This is a genomic window from Shinella granuli (assembly GCF_004341885.1).
GTDB classification, from domain to species: Bacteria; Pseudomonadota; Alphaproteobacteria; order Rhizobiales; family Rhizobiaceae; genus Shinella; species Shinella granuli.
The window spans coordinates 20,832-38,292 of sequence record NZ_SLVX01000016.1 but is presented as its reverse complement, the minus strand read 5'-3'; the positions used below and the strand labels follow the sequence as shown (position 1 = coordinate 38,292).

The window sequence follows — 17,461 nt, the reverse complement described above, 5'->3', positions numbered from 1 at the left end:
ATGCTTCCCTATCCGCTGCTCAGCGCCTCGCTCGTCATCATGTGGCTCGCCCTCAACGGCTTCACGCTCGGCCACCTCATCCTCGGCTGCATCGTGTCGGTCTTCGCCTCCTGGGGCATGGCGGCCCTGCGACCCGTAAAGCCGCACCTGCCGAAATGGTATCTGCTGCCGAAACTCATCGGCATCGTGCTCTACGATATCCTGCGCTCGAACCTCGCCGTCGCCTCGATCCTCATCACCGGCGGCCGGCGCAAGCACAAGTCCGGCTTCATCACCGTTCCGCTCGATCTTGAAAACCCGACGGCACTCGCCGTGCTCGCCGTCGTCATCACCAGCACGCCGGGCACGGCCTGGCTGGAATACAATTCGCTCAGCAAGACGGTGCTGATCCACGTCCTCGACCTCGTCGACGAGGCGGAGTGGCAGGTGCTGATCAAGACCCGCTACGAGGCGCTGCTGATGGAGATCTTCAAATGAGCCACACGATCCTCGCCTGGTCCGTCACCATCGCGCAGGTATTCCTTGCCATCGCCATGGCGCTTGCGGCGCTGCGCATGTTCCGCGGCCCGCGCGCGCAGGACCGCGTGCTGGCGCTCGACACGCTCTATGTGAACTCCATGCTGCTGCTCATGGTCTTCGGCATGCGCACCGGCAGGGTCATCTATTTTGAGGCTTCGCTGGTCATCGGCATGCTCGGCTTCGTGGCAACGGTCGCACTCGCCAAGTTCCTGATGCGCGGGGAGGTGATCGAATGAGCGTGATCGAGCATGCGGACGACCTGCCGGCCTGGGCGGCGCTTGCCGTCTCCTTCTTCCTCGTCGTCGGCGCCGGCCTGACGCTCATCGGCACGATCGGCTTTGCCCGCCTGCCGTCCTTCTACGAGCGCATCCACGCACCGACGCTCGGCACGAGCTGGGGCACGGGCGGCATCGTCATGGCCTCGATGATCTTCTTCACCGTGCTCGCCACCCGCCCCGTCGTGCACGAGATCCTGATCGGCATCTTCGTGACGGTGACGACGCCCGTCACGCTGATGCTGCTCGCCCGCGCGGCCCTGCATCGCGACCGGGCGGAGGGCAATCCCGAGGTGCCGGCCGAGGCGCCGCTCACGCGGGAGGCCGAGGGCCAGCCCGCCGCGGGCGAATAGCCGCGAGGCTTCCATTCCATCGTCATTCCCGGGCGGGCCGATCTCTGATCGGCCCGTTTTTCATGGGCGATGAAGCCGCTCATGGATGATTGGTGCTTGACAGCCGAAGCTTGCCGCATAATGCTAAGATGTCAGACCAATTTGAGAAGCTGACACGAAACAGGGGAATTGGCATCATGCCAGGCGAACCGAGCGACAGGCCGCAGATCGAGCCATTGCCGCCCATCGACCGGGCGCGGCAGGTGACGGAGGCGCTCGCCTCCTATATCGACCGCGCCAGCCTCGTGGCCGGCGACCGGCTGCCGGCCGAGCGCGAGCTGATGGCGGCGCTGGCGGTCGGCCGCTCGACGATCCGCGAGGCGATCCGCCATTTCCAGGCGCTCGGCGTCATCGAAAGCCGCAAGGGCAGCGGCACCTATCTCCTGAAGCCGATCACCACAGCGACGGTGCACATGCCACTTTCCTTCGATGCGGTGCATCTGCGCGACGTGCTGCTCCAGACGCTGGAGGTCCGCCGCGGCATCGAATGCGAAGCCGGCATGGTCGCCGCGCGGCGGCGCACGGATGAGGATGTCGCCATCATCGAGGAGAAGCTGAACGAGATGGAACGCGTTCAGCTCGCCAAGGGTACCTCCGGACCGGAAGACCTCGCCTTCCACCTCGCTATCTACGACGCCACGCACAATCCGCTGTTCAAGCAGCTCCTGGAGCAGATGCGCGGCGCCTTCGAGCGATTCTGGGAAAAGCCGTTCAACCGGCCGGACTTCGCCCGCCGTTCCTTCCCGTTCCACCGCACGCTTTTCAACGCCGTCGCCGCCCGGGATCCCGAGGCGGCGCGGGCGGAAACCCTGAAGATCCTCGCCGTCGTCGAGGAAGACATCAAGGACATGTCCCGATGATCAACGGAGCCGATCCGTTCGACTTTGCCGCCCTCACCGTCGCCCATGACGAGGCGAACGCCTTCGACGCGGTGGTGCCGCCCATCGTGCAGACCTCGCTCTTCACCTTCGGCAGCTATGACGAGATGGTGGCCGCCTATCGCGGGGAGATCGTGCGGCCGATCTATACGCGCGGCCTCAACCCGACGGTGCGCGCCTTCGAGGAGATGCTGGCCAAGCTCGAAGGCGGCGAGGACGCGCTGGGCTTTGCGAGCGGCATGGCGGCGATCTCCTCCACCGTGCTTTCCTTCGTCGAGCCGGGCGACCGCATCGTCGCCGTGCGCCATTGCTACCCGGATGCCTTCCGCCTGTTCGGCACGCATCTCAAGCGCATGAAGATCGAGGTGACCTATGTCGACGGGCGCGACGAGGAGGCGGTGGCAAAAGCCCTGCCGGGCGCCAGGCTGCTCTATCTCGAAAGCCCGACGAGCTGGGTGATGGAGGCGCACGATGTCGGCGCGCTCGCCGCCCTTGCCCGGCGCCACGGCATCGTCAGCGTCATCGACAACAGTTGGGCGAGCCCCGTCTTCCAGCGGCCGTTGACGCTCGGCGTCGATCTCGTGCTGCACTCGGCCTCGAAATATCTCGGCGGCCACAGCGACGTCGTCGCCGGTGTCGTCGCCGGCTCGAAGGAGCTGGTCGGCCGCATCCGCTCGGAGGCCTATCCCTATCTCGGCGGCAAGCTCTCGCCCTTCGACGCCTGGCTGCTGGTGCGGGGCCTGCGCACGCTGCCGATCCGCATGAAGGCGCACGAGGCTTCGGCACTCGACATCGCCAAACGGCTTCAGGCGCTCGACATCGTCGACAAGGTCTTTCACCCCGCGCTCGCCAACCGCCTGCCGCCGGGATTGACCGGCACGTCGGGCCTCTTCTCCTTCACCTTCCGCGAGGGTATCGACATCCGCGCCTTCGCCGACCGCCTGACGCTCTTCAAGCTCGGCGTCTCCTGGGGCGGGCATGAGAGCCTGATCGTGCCGGGCGAGGTGGTTCTTCAGCAGAAAGCCGAGCCGAATTCCGCGCATGCCTTCGGCATCGATGCGCGGTCCGTGCGTCTCCATGTCGGCCTGGAGGGAACCGAGGCCCTGTGGAGTGATCTGGACGCGGCGATAACCGCCGCGACCGAAACCTGACGTCAAACTTCGAAGCAAAACCAGAAAAGAGGGAACGACCATGAAGAGACTTTTGACTGCAGCACTCATCACCACCCTGATGGCGTCGAGCGCATTGGCCGATACGACGCTCAAGCTCGTCGAGGTGATCACCAGCCCCGAGCGCACGGAGACGCTGAAATCCATCGTCGGCAAGTTCGAGGCGGAAAACCCCGGCACCAAGGTCGAGATCATCTCGCTGCCCTGGGGCGAGGCCTTCCAGAAATTCGCCACCATGGTCTCGGCCGGCGAAGTGCCCGATGTCATGGAAATGCCCGACACCTGGCTGTCGCTCTATGCCAACAACGGCATGCTGGAGAGCCTGGAGCCGTATCTTGCCAAATGGCAGCACACGTCCGGCCTGACGGCCCGTGCCCTGGAACTCGGCCGCGACATCGACGACACGGCCTATATGCTGCCCTACGGCTTCTACCTGCGCGCCATGTTCTACAACAAGAAACTGCTCGAAGAAGCCGGCGTTTCCGAGCCGCCGAAGACGCTGGACGAATTCGCCGAGGCCTCCAAGAAGGTTTCGGCGCTGCCCGGCAAATACGGCTATTGCCTGCGCGGCGGCCCGGGCGGGCTCAACGGCTGGGTGATGTTCGGCGCCTCCATGGCCGGCGACAACAAATTCTTCAACGAGGACGGCACCTCCACCTTCAACAGCGAAGGCTGGGTGAAGGGTCTGACCTTCCTGATCGACCTCTACAAGAACGGTTACGCCCCGAAGGACAGCGTCAACTGGGGCTTCAACGAGATCGTCGCCGGCTTCTACTCCGGCACCTGCGCCTTCCTCGACCAGGACCCGGACGCGCTCATCGCCATTGCCGAGCGCATGAAGGCGGAAGACTACGGCATCATGACCATGCCGAAGGGACCGGATGGGAAAACCTTCCCGACGATCGGTTTCGCCGGCTGGTCGATGTTCGCCTCCAGCGCCAACAAGGATCTCGCCTGGAAGCTGATCGGGACGCTCGAAGGCCCGGAGGGCAATATCGAGTGGAACAAGCGCACGGGCGCGCTGCCGGTGCACACGTCCGCGGAGAAGGACCCGTTCTATGCCAGCGAGCAGTTCAAGGGCTGGTTCGCCGAGCTGGAGGACAAGGATGCCGTGCCGACCGTGATGCCGACGCATCTGGAGGAGTTCGCCTTCTTCAAGGATTCGCTGGTCATCAAGACCTCGCAGGAAGCCCTTCTCGGCGACATCACGCCGGAGGACCTTGCGGGCCAGTGGGCAGACTACCTGACCAAGGCCCAGCAAAAGTTCCTCGCCAAGAAATAGGCTGAGGAACGCTCCGGGCGGAGATACGAGGCTCCGCCCGGAGATATATTTTGAACGCCCCGCCACCTTCAACGGAAGCGAGACGATGACCCTTGCCGCCCATCCGCACGCCGTGCGGCCGCTCAGGAAGCGGATTGCCGACGCATCGGAACCCTATCTCTACAGCGCGCCGGCGCTGATCCTCATCATCGCCGTCATGCTGGTGCCGCTGGTGCTCGGCATTTCCTATGCGTTCCGCGATATCCAGCTGCTGAACCCGCTTTCCGGCGGCTTCATCGGGCTCGATCATTTTCGCGCGCTCAGCGAGGACCAGGCGTTCTTCCGCGCGCTGCGCAACACGCTGTGGTGGACGGGCGCCTCGGTCTTCCTGCAATTCCTCTTTGGCCTCATCCTCGCGCTGCTGCTCGACAAGCCTTTTGCCGGACGCGGCCTGGCGCAGGCGCTGGTCTTCCTGCCCTGGGCCGTGCCGAGCTTCCTCGCCGGCCTCAACTGGGCCTGGCTGTTCAACCCGGTCATCGGCCCGCTGCCGCACTGGATGCATGCGCTCGGCATTCTCGACGCGCCGAACAACATTCTTTCCGATCCGCACCTCGCCATGTGGGGGCCGATCGTCGCCAATGTCTGGTGGGGCATTCCCTTCTTCGCCATCACCCTGCTTGCCGCGCTCCAGGCGATCCCGCGCGATCTCTACGAGGCGGCCAGCATCGACGGGGCAGGGCCGGTTCAGCGCTTCCTCTCGATCACCCTGCCGTTCCTCGCGCCCACCATCGCCATCACCATCCTGCTGCGCACCGTCTGGATCTCGAATTTCGCCGACCTCATCGTCGTCATGACGAATGGCGGGCCGGCCGACCGCACGCAGATCGTCGCCAGCTACATCTTCACGCAGGCCTTCAGGCGTCTCGATTTCGGCTATGCCTCGGCCATCGCCCTCGTGCTGCTGGTCCTGCTGCTGGCCTATTCCATGCTGATCGTGCTTTTGCGCCAGACGCTGCTGAACAAGGGGTGAGACCATGAGAAGCAAGCCTTTCCTCACCGTGGCGCACCGGCTCGCGATCCTCGCCTATATCGTGGTCGCGCTCTTCCCGCTGTTCTGGCTGCTGAAGGTCTCGGTGACGCCGAACGACCTGCTCTACAGCGAGGGCGTACGGATGTGGCCCTCGCGCGCCACCTTCGAGCACTATACCTTCGTCATCGCCCACAGCGCCTTTCCGACCTTCTTCAAGAACAGCCTGATCGTCGCCGGATCGACGGCCGTGGCGGTCACCATCCTCGCCTCGCTCGCCGGCTACGCCCTGTCGCGCTTCCGTTTCCGGGCGAAATACTGGATCGTCGCCTTGATGCTGATCACGCAAATGTTCCCGCTGGTCATGCTGGTCGCGCCGATCTTCAAGATGCTCTCGCCGCTCGGCCTCACCAACAGCCTCACCGGCCTTATCATCGTCTACACCGCCTTCAACGTGCCCTTCGCCACCTTCCTCATGCAGTCCTTCTTCGACGGCATCCCGAAGGACCTGGAGGAGGCGGCGATGATCGACGGGGCGACGCAGTTCGTCGCCTTCCGCCAGATCATCCTGCCGCTGACGCTGCCCGGCATCGCCGCGACGCTCGGCTTCGTCTTCACGGCCGCCTGGAGCGAACTGCTCTTCGCGCTGATGCTGATCTCCGGCAACGACGCGGCGACCTTCCCGGTCGGCCTTCTCACCTTCGTCTCGAAATTCTCGGTCGATTTCGGGCAGATGATGGCGGCGGGCATTCTCGCGCTCATCCCGGCCTGCCTCTTCTTCCTCCTCATCCAGCGCTACCTCGTGCAGGGCCTGACGGCCGGCGCGGTCAAAGGCTGAAAGGGTCTTCCATGGCTTCCATCGACATCCAGGACATCCGCAAGAGCTTCGGCGCCTTTTCCGTGCTGCACGGCGTCGATCTCACCATCCGCGACGGCGAGTTCATCGTGCTGGTCGGCCCCTCGGGCTGCGGGAAATCCACGCTGCTGCGCATGATCGCCGGGCTGGAGGACGTCACGTCCGGCGACATCCGCATCGACGGCAAGCGGGTCAACGACCTTGCCCCGAAGGATCGCGACATCGCCATGGTGTTCCAGTCCTACGCGCTCTACCCGCATATGAGCGTCGCCGACAACATGAGCTACAGCCTGAAGCTCCGCCGTACCGCGAAGGAGAAGATCGCCAGCGCCGTCGGCGGGGCCGCTGCGAAACTCGGCCTCGATCCGCTGCTGGAGCGCCGCCCGCGCGCGCTTTCCGGCGGCCAGCGCCAGCGTGTCGCCATGGGTCGCGCCATCGTGCGCCAGCCGAAGGCCTTTCTCTTCGACGAGCCGCTGTCCAACCTCGATGCCCGCCTGCGCGAGCAGATGCGCGCTGAAATCAAGAAGCTGCATGGCGATCTTCATGCGACTTCCATATACGTCACCCACGACCAGATCGAGGCGATGACGCTGGCGGACCGGATCGTCGCCATGCATGCCGGCGTCGTCCAGCAGGTCGGCACGCCGCTCGATCTCTACGACCGGCCGGCCAATCTCTTCGTCGCGGGCTTCATCGGTTCGCCGGGCATGAACTTCTTCGAGGGGCGCTATCTCGTTTCGGGTGATCACGCGGACCTGCGGCTGGCGAACGGGGTGACCTTGCCCGTCCCGCGGCGGGCCGGTATCGAATCAGGCGCGACGGCGACGCTCGGCATCCGCCCCGAGCATGTGGTGCTCGATGCGCATGGCGCGTTGGAGGCGAAGGTCGACCTCATCGAGCCGACGGGCTTCGGCATCATCATGCATGTGAGCATCCACGATGTCCCGATGAAAATCTTCACGCTCGACCGGGCGATGCTGGATCCCGGCCCGGCGGTCCGCGTCGACCTGCCGCAGGAGCGGCTTCACCTCTTCGGGACGCAGGGCCAGCGGGTGGAATGAAACGGGATCGTGAACACGATTTCGGTCCCGTCCAAAGACAATGTTAACCTTCATTTCCTAACCATCTACGCATCCCTATCGGCAATGATCGTCGAGTTTGCAGGTTCATGCGTATTTCCAGAACAAACTTCTACCCCATCCTTGAAACCGAAGAGGGAGCCGGCGAACAAGCGCCGTATTATTCCCGCGAAAACAATGCCTTGCCGGAATCCCTACCGCAAGCCGACGATTGGCATGCAGCCGGAGAGCCGGTCGCCAACGACGAGGACTATCGCCCGCGTTTCCGCTCGCCGGTGCTGAGGCGCTACGATCCCGGCCAGTATGCCGACGGAAGCTGGGAGAGCCATTTCTACATGGCGCCGAACGTCCGCTTCACGCGCACCCCCGACAAGGTCGCCGCCAGGATCGAGGAGGCGGCCGCGGAAGAGATGCAGCCGGCCGACCCGATGGTCGAGCAGGCCGTCCAGCCGGCGGCTCAGCCTGCAGAGATGGCGCAGCTTTCCCAGACGGAACTGCTGCAGCGCCTGCGCGAGGCACTGGAGGAGCGCCGCCGCCGCTCCGAGGCACAGCAGGCCGAGGCTGTCGCAGCGGCAGCCGTTGTCGAGCCGGAGCCGCCGCTGGTGCAGGCCGTGGTCGCCGCGGGCACGACCGGAACGCCTGCCGATGCCGCCGTCGTGTTCAAGCCGGCCGGCCCGCTGCCGGCACCCGTTGCCGCAGCGGCGATCTTCCCCGTCGCCAAACCGGCCATTTCCATCACAAAGCCAGCCGAGAAGACCGACGTGCGTACCGCAATCAGCCGTTTTGCCAACCTCTCCGACCACGCCTTCTGGGAAACGCTGGTGCCGGACGAGGATGCGGTCGAGCGGCCGGCAAGGCCGGCCGTCACCGTGGTGCGCATGCCGGCGCCCGTTCCCGCGCCGGCCGCCGTGGCCGAGCCGAAGCCGGTCGCGGTCCCCGAGGTGCGCCAGGACGTGCCCTCCATCGCCTCGCTCTTCCGCGTCGTCGAATGCCGCCCGGCCGTTGCCCGGACTGCGGCGGTCGAGGCCGCTCCCGTTGCCGAGGTGAAGACGGAGCCTGTTGCGGTCGTTGCGACCCCGGTCGTCGAGACGGTGGCGGAGCCCGTGCCGGCCGTCGCCGAGGTACAGCCCGTCCCGGTCGCCGTCACGCCGGTCGTCACCCCGGTTGCGGCTGTCGAGCCCGTGCGCGAAACCCCGTCCTCGGTGCTGTCGCGCGCCCGGCCGTTCCAGGTCATGATGGCGACGCCGGCCGGCGATGCCTACGAATATCCGCCGCGCGAACTCCTGCAGGAGCCCCCGGGCACCGTCGGCTACGTTCTGACCCAGGAACAACTGGAGCAGAATGCCGGCCTCCTCGAAAGCGTGCTGGAAGATTTCGGCGTGCGCGGCGAGATCATCCATGTCCGCCCGGGCCCGGTCGTCACGCTCTATGAATTCGAGCCCGCGCCGGGCGTCAAATCCTCCCGCGTCATCGGCCTTGCCGACGATATCGCCCGCTCCATGTCGGCGCTGTCGGCGCGTGTCGCGGTCGTGCCCGGCCGCAACGTCATCGGCATCGAACTGCCGAATGCGACGCGCGAGACGGTCTATTTCCGCGAGATGATCGAGAGCCAGGATTTCGCCAAGACCGGCTTCAAGCTGCCGATCTGCCTCGGCAAGACCATCGGCGGCGAACCCGTCATCGCGGAACTCGCCAAGATGCCGCACCTGCTCGTCGCCGGCACCACCGGCTCGGGCAAGTCCGTCGCCATCAACACGATGATCCTGTCGCTGCTCTACCGCTTCCGCCCGGAAGAGTGCCGCCTGATCATGGTCGACCCCAAGATGCTGGAACTGTCGATCTATGACGGCATTCCGCACCTGCTGACCCCCGTCGTCACCGATCCCAAGAAGGCCGTCATGGCGCTGAAATGGGCGGTGCGCGAGATGGAGGACCGTTACCGGAAGATGTCCCGCCTCGGCGTGCGCAACATCGACGGCTACAACAACCGCGTGGCCGCCGCACGCGACAAGGGCGAGACGATCTCGATCAGCGTCCAGACCGGCTTCGACAAGGGAACCGGCGAGGCGATCCACGAGGAGCAGGAGCTCGCCCTCGATCCGATGCCCTATATCGTCGTTATCGTCGACGAGATGGCCGACCTGATGATGGTCGCCGGCAAGGAGATCGAAGGCGCGATCCAGCGGCTCGCCCAGATGGCCCGCGCGGCCGGCATCCACCTGATCATGGCGACGCAGCGCCCCTCGGTCGACGTCATCACCGGCACGATCAAGGCCAACTTCCCGACGCGCATCTCCTTCCAGGTGACGTCGAAGATCGACAGCCGCACCATTCTCGGAGAGCAGGGCGCCGAACAGCTCCTCGGCCAGGGCGACATGCTGCACATGGCCGGCGGCGGCCGTATTTCCCGCGTGCATGGTCCCTTCGTCTCCGACGAGGAGGTCGAAAAGGTCGTGTTGCACCTGAAGGCCCAGGGTCGCCCGGAATATCTGGAGACCGTGACGGCCGAGGAAGAGGAAGAAGAGGACGAGAAGCCGGCGGCAGGCGGTGCGGTGTTCGACAAGGGCGATATCGCGGCAGAAGACGGCGACGACCTCTACGAGAAGGCCGTCAAGGTCGTGATGCGTGACCGCAAGTGCTCGACGTCCTATATCCAGCGGCGCCTTGCCGTCGGTTACAACCGTGCCGCCTCCCTCGTCGAGCGCATGGAGAAGGAAGGCCTCGTCGGTCCTGCCAACCATGTCGGCAAACGCGAGATCATCTCCGGCGAGCGCGGCAGCTTCCAGGCGCCCGAGCCGACCGACGACGATTGACAATTGGGCCGGCGGCGATTGCCCAGCCGCCGGGCATTTGTCCTACTTGTTTGAATCGGAACGCATTTCTCGATCCGGCCCGCCACCGCGGGCCGGATTTTCGTCATGTCCACGGGAAATTCGTTGCGCGTGTCCCATTTAATCGATTTGGCTTGGAACAGGTTCTTTCCGGCCTGTTGCATATGGCGGACCGATCTGTGAATAGTGCCGCCGACCCGAGAAACCAGCATCCCAAGGAGGACAGGAATGGCATTGATCACCATGCGGCAATTGCTCGATCACGCAGCGGAGAATGACTACGCACTGCCCGCATTCAACGTCAACAACCTGGAATATATCCAGGCGGTCATGCGCGCGGCGGATGCGACGGATTCTCCGGTGATCCTGCAGGCGAGCCGCGGTGCGCGCGCCTATGCGGGCGATGCTTTCCTGCGCCACCTGATCCTCGGTGCGGCAGAGGAATATCCGCATATCCCGGTCTGCCTTCACCTCGACCACGGCGACCAGCCCTCCACCTGCATCTCGGCCATCACCAACGGCTTCACCTCCGTCATGATGGATGGTTCGCTGCTCGCCGATGGCAAGACCGTCGCCAGCTACGAATACAATGTCGATGTGACGGCGGAGGTCGTGAAGATTGCGCACGCGGCCGGCGTTTCGGTCGAAGGTGAGCTTGGCTGTCTCGGCAACCTGGAAACGGGCGCCGGCGACAAGGAGGACGGCCATGGCTTCGAGGGCAAGCTTTCCCGCGAGGAACTGCTGACCGATCCGGACCAGGCGCTCGACTTCGTCTCCAGGACCGGCGTCGACGCGCTGGCCGTCGCCATCGGCACCAGCCACGGCGCCTACAAGTTCACCCGCGCGCCGGACGGCGACATCCTGTCGATCGATACGATCGCGAAGATCAACGAGAAGCTGCCGAACACGCATCTCGTCATGCACGGCTCCTCCTCGGTTCCGCAGGACCTGCAGGATCTCTTCACCGCCTATGGCGGCGAGATGAAGCAGACCTGGGGCGTGCCGGTCGCCGAAATCCAGAAGGCGATCCCGCTCGGCGTGCGCAAGGTCAATATCGACACGGACCTGCGCCTTGCCATGACCGGCACGATCCGCAAGAACTTCAAGGAAAAGCCGGACAATTTCGACCCGCGCAACTACCTGAAGCCAGCGACCGCCCTGATGGCGGACGTCTGCAAGGAGCGCTTCGAAGCCTTCCGCACCGCCGGCAAGGCCTCCAGCATCCGCGTGAAGCGCCTGCCCGACATGGCGAAGTTCTACGCCACCAAATGAGGCTTTCGCCCTCCTGGACTACCGCAGGGCAAGTGCATGTGGGGCAGGACGATGCCGCAGCCCCTTCTCCCCCGATGGGAGAAGGGAGCCGTGGCGACGATTGCATTTCATATGCGCTTGCCCTGCGGTCCGCCGGGAGGGCGATTTTCCGCTGCATCGACCGCCGGCCAGAAAATGCACATTGACAGCGCGGTTGCATCATTCTTTATTCCTGAATATCTCATTCATATGAGGATGCATGTTTCCTCCCGAAACCGGCAGGAAGCCGTTGCAGGCCTGTGCGCCCCCTCGTAAAAGGATGCGACCCCGAAAAGCCGGATGATGCGAGGACAGACAGCATGAGCGTAGACCAGGCCCTGACGATCGCGGACCTCAAGGACCGGGCGCGCCGCCGCGTGCCGAAGATGTTCTTCGACTACGCGGATTCCGGCGCCTGGACCGAGGGCACCTACCGGGCCAACGAGGACGATTTCCACAAGGTCAAGCTGCGCCAGCGCGTGCTCGTCGACATGACCAACCGCTCGCTGGCCAGCGAGATGATCGGCGAGGCGGTGTCGATGCCCGTCGCGCTCGCGCCGACCGGGCTCACCGGCATGCAGCATGCCGATGGCGAGATGCTCGCCGCGCAGGCGGCGGAGGAGGCCGGCGTGCCCTTCACGCTGTCCACCATGAGCATCTGCTCGATCGAGGACGTGCGCTCCGTCACGTCGAAACCCTTCTGGTTCCAGCTCTACGTGATGCAGGACAAGGATTTCGTCCACAACCTCATCGACCGGGCCAAGGCGGCCGGCTGCTCGGCGCTGGTGCTGACGCTCGACCTCCAGATCCTCGGCCAGCGCCACAAGGACCTGCGCAACGGCCTCTCCGCCCCGCCGCGCTTCACGCCGAAACACGTCTGGCAGATGGCGACACGGCCCTTCTGGTGCCTCGACATGCTCGGCACGAAGCGCCGCACCTTCGGCAACATCGTCGGCCACGCCAAGGGCGTGACGGACCTCTCCTCGCTCTCCTCCTGGACGTCGGAACAGTTCGATCCGCAGTTGTCCTGGAAGGACATCGCATGGATCCGCGACCGCTGGGGCGGCAAGCTCATCCTCAAGGGCATCCTCGACGAGGAGGACGCGCGCATGTCGCTCGACAGCGGCGCCGACGCCATCATCGTCTCCAACCATGGCGGCCGCCAGCTCGACGGCGCCGCCTCCTCGATCAGCATGCTGCCGCGCATCGTCGATGCCGTCGGCGACCGGATGGAGGTCCATCTCGACGGCGGCATCCGCTCCGGCCAGGACGTCCTCAAGGCGCTCTGCCACGGCGCCAAGGGCACCTATATCGGCCGCCCCTTCCTCTACGGCCTCGGCGCCGGCGGCAAGGCCGGCGTGCGCCGCGCGCTCGAGATCATCCGCAAGGAACTCGACGTCACCCTGGCGCTCTGCGGCGAACGCGACGTGAAGAACCTGTCGCGGAAGAACCTGCATACCGACCTTTGAGCGGGGCTGGCGGGGGCAGCAGGGTTCATGCGAGAATGCGGCATGGACAAGCGTGACGACATTTCCAAGGACCTTGATCGCCGCATCGATGCGCTGGCGGCACGGTCGTCATTGACCCGCGGGCAGATCATCGAGGATGCGCTGGCGCATGGTCGCTCGCTTGCCTGGCAGGAAAAATGGATCGAGGGCGTCGAGGCAGGCCTTGCCGATGCGGAGCGCGGCGACTTTGCGAGCGAGGAGGAGATCGCGCTCGTCCTCAACAAATATGCGGCGCGCTGATCGTCGATGGCGTAAGTCGTCTGGACCCGTCGTTATCTTCGGGAGCTTGAGGCGATAGGCGACTATATCGCCGTGCGCAATCCTGCCGCTGCAGCGCGCATCGTAACGGCTATCCACAGCCGCACCCGGCGCCTGCTGGCCGACAATCCCTTCATCGGGCGACCCGGTGAGATCGCGGGAACGCGAGAGCTCGTCGTGCCGGGAACCTATATCGTCGCCTATCGTGTGCTGGAAACCCGCATCGACGTTCTCTTCGTGCAGCATGGCGCGGGGGAATGGCCAGACACTCTTTGACCGTCAGGCGCCCGCGAAACCCTGCAGGACGTTCACCGCGTTGACGCCGAGGGCGTCCACCGCGTAGCCGCCTTCCATGACGAAGAGTGTCGGGAGAGCAAGGTCGGCGATGCGGCGGCCGATGGCGAGGAAATGCTCGCTTTCCAGCTTGAACTGCGAGATCGGGTCTTCCTTGAATGTATCGACGCCGAGCGAGATGACGAGGGCGGTCGGGGCGTAGGCGCCGATCCGTGCATGCGCATCCTCGAAAGCGGCTTGCCATTCGAGCCAGCCGGTGCCGGCGGGGAGGGGATAGTTGAGGTTGAAGCCCTCGCCCCGGCCGGTCCCGCGCTCGCGGGCATAGCCGAGGTGGAAGGGAAACTCGAAATCCGGGTCGCCGTGCAGGCTCGCCAGCAGAACGTCGTCGCGGTCGTAGAAAATCTCCTGCGTTCCGTTGCCATGGTGGTAGTCGATGTCGAAGATCGCGACGCGGGCGTGGCCGTTGTCGAGGAAGCGCTGGGCGGCGATGGCGGCATTGTTGAGATAGCAGTAGCCGCCGAAGAAATCGCGGCCGGCATGGTGGCCGGGCGGGCGGCAGAGCGCGAAGGCGGCGCGCTCGCCGGACAACACGGCATCGGCGCCGGCCAGCGCCGTGTCGGCGGCGCGCCTGGCGGCCTGCCAGGTGGTCCCGGTGATCGAGCCCGCCATGTCGAAGGAATAGTAGGAAAGCCGCGCATCGAGGCCGGACGGCGGGGCGTCGAGCATCGGCATCGAGCGATGGCGCCAGCTATAGGGCCAGACCTCGCCGTCGCGGCCGGCGGCGCGCCATTCGGCAAAGACGTTCTGCAGGAAATCGAGATAGTCCGGCGTGTGGACACGCTCGATGGCCGCGCGGTCGTAGGCGGCGGGTTCGATCACCGGGCCGAGGCCGACCTCCTTGACGCGCCTGAGAACGATTTCGGCGCGCTCCGGTTTCTCGAAGGTCTCGACGATGCGGCCGAAGGACAGTTCCATGCCGCTGTGATGCAGGTGATGGTCGGCGGTATAGAAGGTTTTCATGATCAGACGACTTCACCATAGAGCGTGCGTTCGAGCGCAGTGACTTCCGCGGCGAAGCGGCGGTATTCGGCGCGCTTGAGGGCGAGGAAGACGTGGTGCAGCCGCTCTCCGAGCGCCTCCTTGAGGAAGGCGGAGCGGGCTGCGGCCTCGATGGCGCTGCGCCAGTCCGGCGGCAGCGCGTCGCCGGCATTTTCCGCATAGGCCGTCGTTTCGGGGCCGGGGTCGGCCCGGTCGAGAATGCCCTTGCGCATGCCGGCAAGCACGGTGGCGCCGACGAGATAGGGGTTGGAATCGATGCCGGCGGCGCGCTGTTCCAGATGGCGCCCGGCGGGCGAGCCGGCCGGAATGCGCACCGCGACGCTGCGGTTGTTGGTGCCCCAGGTCGGCGTCGTCGGCGCATAGCTCTGGGCGGAGAAGCGGCGCCAGGAATTGAGATGCGGGGCGAAGACGAGCATGGATTCGTGCATCGTTTCCAGCAGGCCGGCGACGGCCTGTTTCAGGAGGGGCGAGAGCGCCTCGCCCTGGTCGGCGAAACGATTGACGCCTCCGGCATCGGCAAGGCTCGCATGCACATGCATGCCGGAGCCAGCACGGCCGGCGAAGGGCTTTGCCATGAAGCAGGCCATCATGCCGTGGCGCACGGCGAGGGCGCGCAGGAGACGCTTCAGCATGGCAAGGTCGTCGGCGGCGCGCAGCGCCGCGCCATGGCGCAACGTCAGCTCGAACTGGCCCTGCGCATATTCCGAGATCATCGTCTCGACGGGCAGGCCCTGCGCCTCCGCGCCGCGATAGACGGCGTCGATGAAGGGCTCCAGCCGGTCGAGCTCGGTGACGCCATAGACCTGGATGCCATCCGGCCGTTCGCCGGAAAGCGGCAGGCGCAGTGGCTGGAAGGTGCCGTCGGCCGCGCGCTCGCGGTCGAGCAGGTAGAATTCCAGCTCGTAGGCGAGCACGGGGTGGAAACCGTCGGACTCCAGATGCGTCACCTGGCGGGCCAGCGCATGGCGCGGGTCGGCTGCCATCGGCGTGCCGTCGAGCTCGAAGAGGGCGAGGCGCAGTTCGCCGCGCGGCGGGGACGTCCAGGGCAGGGGAACGAGCGAACCGGCAACCGGCCAGGCACGCCGGTCCGCGTCGCCGTCCGACCAGACGAGGCCGGTTTCCTCCACGTCCTCACCCGTCACGTCGAGGCCGAGGATCGAGCCGGGCAGGTGCCGGCCTGAGCGGAAGATCGCCAGCAGCTCGTGCCGCCGGATGATCTTGCCGCGCGCGATGCCGTTGAGGTCGATCAGGACGAGGTCGAACGCGGTGATTTCGGGATGGGCGGCGAGGAACGCTTCGGCCTCCGAAATGTCGGCGGCCTCCGGCGGACGGGTGGCGCGGTCGCGGCTCACGCGGCGGCCCTCCGTTCCGCAAGGCGTCCGGTGACGGTCGCGAAGGCCGCGACGAGACCGTCGGCCTGCTGTTCCGAAAGGGCGGGGCTGACGAGCACCATGTTGTGGAAGGGCGTCAGGAGATAGCCGAGGTTCAGCATGGAAAGATGCAGGGCCGCCTCGATCGTGTCCGACGCGGCGGCCCGCGCCTCCGCGGCGTTGCGCACGGGGACCGGCGAGAAGACGACCTCCAGCCGCGCGCCGACGCGTGCGACGGTCCAGTCGAGGCCCGCGGCGGCGATGGCTGCCTTGAAGCCGGCCTCGATGCGGTCGGCGCGCGCCTGCATGATGCGGTAGGCCTCCTCGGTCATCACCTGTTCGAGGCAGGCGCGCAGGCAGGCGAGCTGCAGCGCGCTGCCCGACAGCGTCGTGCCGATGCCGGAATGGCCGTGGCCGCTCTGCTCGCGGCGGATGACGTGCAGCCTGTCGGAGATCGCCTGGGTCATGCCCCAGACGCTGACCGGTACGCCGCCGCCGATCGGCTTGCCCATCACCATGAGATCGGGTTCAAGGCCGTGCACCTTGCTGTAGCCGCCAAGGCCGGTGGAGATGGTGTGCGTCTCGTCGATGAGCAGCAGCGTGCCGGCCGCGCGCGTCAGGCGCCGCAGCGCGGCATGGAAGCCGGGGGCGGGCGGGATCATGCCGCAATTCGTCATGACGGGCTCTGCGAGCACGCAGGCGATGTCCTGCGCGGCGAGCGCCTTTTCCAGCGCCGCCTCGTCGTTGAAGGGGATCGAGACGGTGAGTTCGCCGAGATCGCGCACCTGGCCGAGCAGGTTGCGACGGGAAACGGTCCTGCCGTCGACGAGGTCCACCAGCGTGTCGTCCACCGCGCCATGGTAGCAGCCGTCGAAGACGAGGAGTTTCGCCCGGCCGGTGACGGCGCGGGCGACGCGGATGGCGAAGCGGTTGGCGTCGCTTGCGGTGGCGCCGAGCTGCCAGCGCGGCAGGCCGAAGCGCTCCACCAGCAGGCGGCCGACCGCCGCGGCGTCGGAAGAGGGCAGCATGGTGGTGAGGCCGCGCGTGCCGGCATTTTTCAGGGCTTCGAGAACCGGCGCGGGGCCGTGGCCGAACATGGCGCCGGTGTCGCCGAGGCAGACGTCGACGATGCGGTTGCCGTCGATGTCGACAAGTTCGGCGCCGCTGGCCTGGTCGACGACGAGGGGGAAGGGCGTCGGCCAGTCGAGCATCCAGTGCTGCGGCACGCCGTCGAAGAAACCGGATGTCGCCTCTTCATGCGCCGCCGCCGAACGCGGCCGCCGCGCGCGAAAAACCTCCGTCTCCGCCTCGATGAGCGCGCGGGCACGCGCCTCCAGGTTCGCCCTCTCCATCCCGTTCTCCAGCAAATCCTCAAGAAATGTGATCACATATTGG

At 65.9% G+C, this 17,461-nt stretch carries 16 protein-coding genes and 1 pseudogene; 14 read left to right on the top strand and 3 right to left on the bottom strand.

Annotated features, from left to right (window positions below):
* The 14 genes and pseudogenes from EV665_RS21665 to EV665_RS21600 all read left to right on the top strand — a co-directional run.
* Entirely contained in the window at window positions 1-477 is a 477-nt protein-coding gene (locus EV665_RS21665) for a Na+/H+ antiporter subunit E (protein WP_064333174.1), read from the top strand.
* On the top strand, window positions 474-755 hold the full coding sequence (locus EV665_RS21660) for a K+/H+ antiporter subunit F (protein WP_064333175.1): 282 nt from the start codon (window positions 474-476) through the stop codon (window positions 753-755). Before EV665_RS21665 ends, EV665_RS21660 begins: the two co-directional genes overlap by 4 nt.
* Complete coding sequence (mnhG, locus tag EV665_RS21655; RefSeq protein ID WP_133035647.1) at window positions 752-1,147, top strand: monovalent cation/H(+) antiporter subunit G; 396 nt, start codon at window positions 752-754, stop codon at window positions 1,145-1,147. Before EV665_RS21660 ends, mnhG begins: the two co-directional genes overlap by 4 nt.
* 176 nt (window positions 1,148-1,323) lie before the next feature.
* Window positions 1,324-2,046: a FadR/GntR family transcriptional regulator gene (locus EV665_RS21650; protein ID WP_133035646.1), complete on the top strand. Its 723-nt coding sequence runs from the start codon at window positions 1,324-1,326 to the stop codon at window positions 2,044-2,046.
* Window positions 2,043-3,215, top strand: coding sequence for a PLP-dependent transferase (locus EV665_RS21645; protein WP_133035645.1), 1,173 nt, complete (start codon window positions 2,043-2,045; stop codon window positions 3,213-3,215). Before EV665_RS21650 ends, EV665_RS21645 begins: the two co-directional genes overlap by 4 nt.
* Window positions 3,216-3,255: 40 nt before the next feature.
* Complete coding sequence (locus tag EV665_RS21640; protein WP_133035644.1) at window positions 3,256-4,515, top strand: ABC transporter substrate-binding protein; 1,260 nt, start codon at window positions 3,256-3,258, stop codon at window positions 4,513-4,515.
* 85 nt (window positions 4,516-4,600) lie between these two features.
* Entirely contained in the window at window positions 4,601-5,524 is a 924-nt protein-coding gene (locus EV665_RS21635) for a carbohydrate ABC transporter permease (RefSeq protein ID WP_133035643.1), read from the top strand.
* Between the two features lie 4 nt (window positions 5,525-5,528).
* Window positions 5,529-6,359: a carbohydrate ABC transporter permease gene (locus EV665_RS21630; protein ID WP_064333181.1), complete on the top strand. Its 831-nt coding sequence runs from the start codon at window positions 5,529-5,531 to the stop codon at window positions 6,357-6,359.
* Window positions 6,360-6,370: 11 nt separating this feature from the next.
* On the top strand, window positions 6,371-7,438 hold the full coding sequence (locus EV665_RS21625; RefSeq protein WP_064333182.1) for an ABC transporter ATP-binding protein: 1,068 nt from the start codon (window positions 6,371-6,373) through the stop codon (window positions 7,436-7,438).
* Between the two features lie 107 nt (window positions 7,439-7,545).
* The gene (locus tag EV665_RS21620; RefSeq protein WP_133035642.1) at window positions 7,546-10,269 is read left to right on the top strand and encodes a DNA translocase FtsK; all 2,724 of its coding nucleotides are present in this window, start codon (window positions 7,546-7,548) and stop codon (window positions 10,267-10,269) included.
* Window positions 10,270-10,515: 246 nt separating this feature from the next.
* A complete protein-coding gene (fba, locus tag EV665_RS21615) occupies window positions 10,516-11,559 on the top strand; it encodes a class II fructose-bisphosphate aldolase (RefSeq protein WP_064333183.1) in 1,044 nt (347 codons plus the stop codon).
* 338 nt (window positions 11,560-11,897) lie between these two features.
* Window positions 11,898-13,046: an alpha-hydroxy acid oxidase gene (locus tag EV665_RS21610; protein WP_133035641.1), complete on the top strand. Its 1,149-nt coding sequence runs from the start codon at window positions 11,898-11,900 to the stop codon at window positions 13,044-13,046.
* 42 nt (window positions 13,047-13,088) lie between these two features.
* Window positions 13,089-13,325 (top strand): CopG family ribbon-helix-helix protein, encoded by a 237-nt coding sequence (locus tag EV665_RS21605; protein WP_133035640.1) that lies wholly within the window; start codon window positions 13,089-13,091, stop codon window positions 13,323-13,325.
* 27 nt (window positions 13,326-13,352) lie between these two features.
* Window positions 13,353-13,619: pseudogene (locus EV665_RS21600) on the top strand (type II toxin-antitoxin system RelE/ParE family toxin); the annotation flags it as partial.
* 3 nt (window positions 13,620-13,622) lie between these two features.
* On the opposite strand, the gene EV665_RS21595 reads toward EV665_RS21600, so the two are convergent.
* Genes EV665_RS21595 through EV665_RS21585 form a run of 3 tightly spaced genes read right to left on the bottom strand, consistent with a single transcriptional unit; the run spans window position 13,623 to window position 17,418 of the window.
* On the bottom strand, window positions 13,623-14,657 hold the full coding sequence (locus tag EV665_RS21595) for a histone deacetylase family protein (protein ID WP_133035638.1): 1,035 nt from the start codon (window positions 14,655-14,657) through the stop codon (window positions 13,623-13,625).
* A 2-nt stretch (window positions 14,658-14,659) separates the two neighbouring features.
* Window positions 14,660-16,048 carry a glutamine synthetase family protein gene (locus EV665_RS21590; protein WP_133035637.1) on the bottom strand — a complete coding sequence of 463 codons (1,389 nt, stop codon included), beginning with the start codon at window positions 16,046-16,048 and terminating at the stop codon, window positions 14,660-14,662.
* Entirely contained in the window at window positions 16,045-17,418 is a 1,374-nt protein-coding gene (locus EV665_RS21585) for a transaminase (protein ID WP_133035636.1), read from the bottom strand. Before EV665_RS21585 ends, EV665_RS21590 begins: the two co-directional genes overlap by 4 nt.
* Window positions 17,419-17,461: the final 43 nt, after the last annotated feature.

Bases quoted from the DNA above. Each gene is read 5' to 3' on its own strand.
- EV665_RS21660 (WP_064333175.1), top strand. From the start codon at position 474: ATGAGCCACACGATCCTCGCCTGGTCCGTCACCATCGCGCAGGTATTC.
- mnhG (WP_133035647.1), top strand. From the start codon at position 752: ATGAGCGTGATCGAGCATGCGGACGACCTGCCGGCCTGGGCGGCGCTT.
- EV665_RS21585 (WP_133035636.1), bottom strand. From the start codon at position 17,418: ATGGAGAGGGCGAACCTGGAGGCGCGTGCCCGCGCGCTCATCGAGGCG.
- EV665_RS21640 (WP_133035644.1), top strand. From the start codon at position 3,256: ATGAAGAGACTTTTGACTGCAGCACTCATCACCACCCTGATGGCGTCG.
- EV665_RS21620 (WP_133035642.1), top strand. From the start codon at position 7,546: ATGCGTATTTCCAGAACAAACTTCTACCCCATCCTTGAAACCGAAGAG.
- EV665_RS21650 (WP_133035646.1), top strand. From the start codon at position 1,324: ATGCCAGGCGAACCGAGCGACAGGCCGCAGATCGAGCCATTGCCGCCC.
- EV665_RS21610 (WP_133035641.1), top strand. From the start codon at position 11,898: ATGAGCGTAGACCAGGCCCTGACGATCGCGGACCTCAAGGACCGGGCG.
- EV665_RS21625 (WP_064333182.1), top strand. From the start codon at position 6,371: ATGGCTTCCATCGACATCCAGGACATCCGCAAGAGCTTCGGCGCCTTT.
- EV665_RS21605 (WP_133035640.1), top strand. From the start codon at position 13,089: ATGGACAAGCGTGACGACATTTCCAAGGACCTTGATCGCCGCATCGAT.
- EV665_RS21665 (WP_064333174.1), top strand. From the start codon at position 1: ATGCTTCCCTATCCGCTGCTCAGCGCCTCGCTCGTCATCATGTGGCTC.
- EV665_RS21635 (WP_133035643.1), top strand. From the start codon at position 4,601: ATGACCCTTGCCGCCCATCCGCACGCCGTGCGGCCGCTCAGGAAGCGG.
- EV665_RS21595 (WP_133035638.1), bottom strand. From the start codon at position 14,657: ATGAAAACCTTCTATACCGCCGACCATCACCTGCATCACAGCGGCATG.
- fba (WP_064333183.1), top strand. From the start codon at position 10,516: ATGGCATTGATCACCATGCGGCAATTGCTCGATCACGCAGCGGAGAAT.
- EV665_RS21630 (WP_064333181.1), top strand. From the start codon at position 5,529: ATGAGAAGCAAGCCTTTCCTCACCGTGGCGCACCGGCTCGCGATCCTC.
- EV665_RS21645 (WP_133035645.1), top strand. From the start codon at position 2,043: ATGATCAACGGAGCCGATCCGTTCGACTTTGCCGCCCTCACCGTCGCC.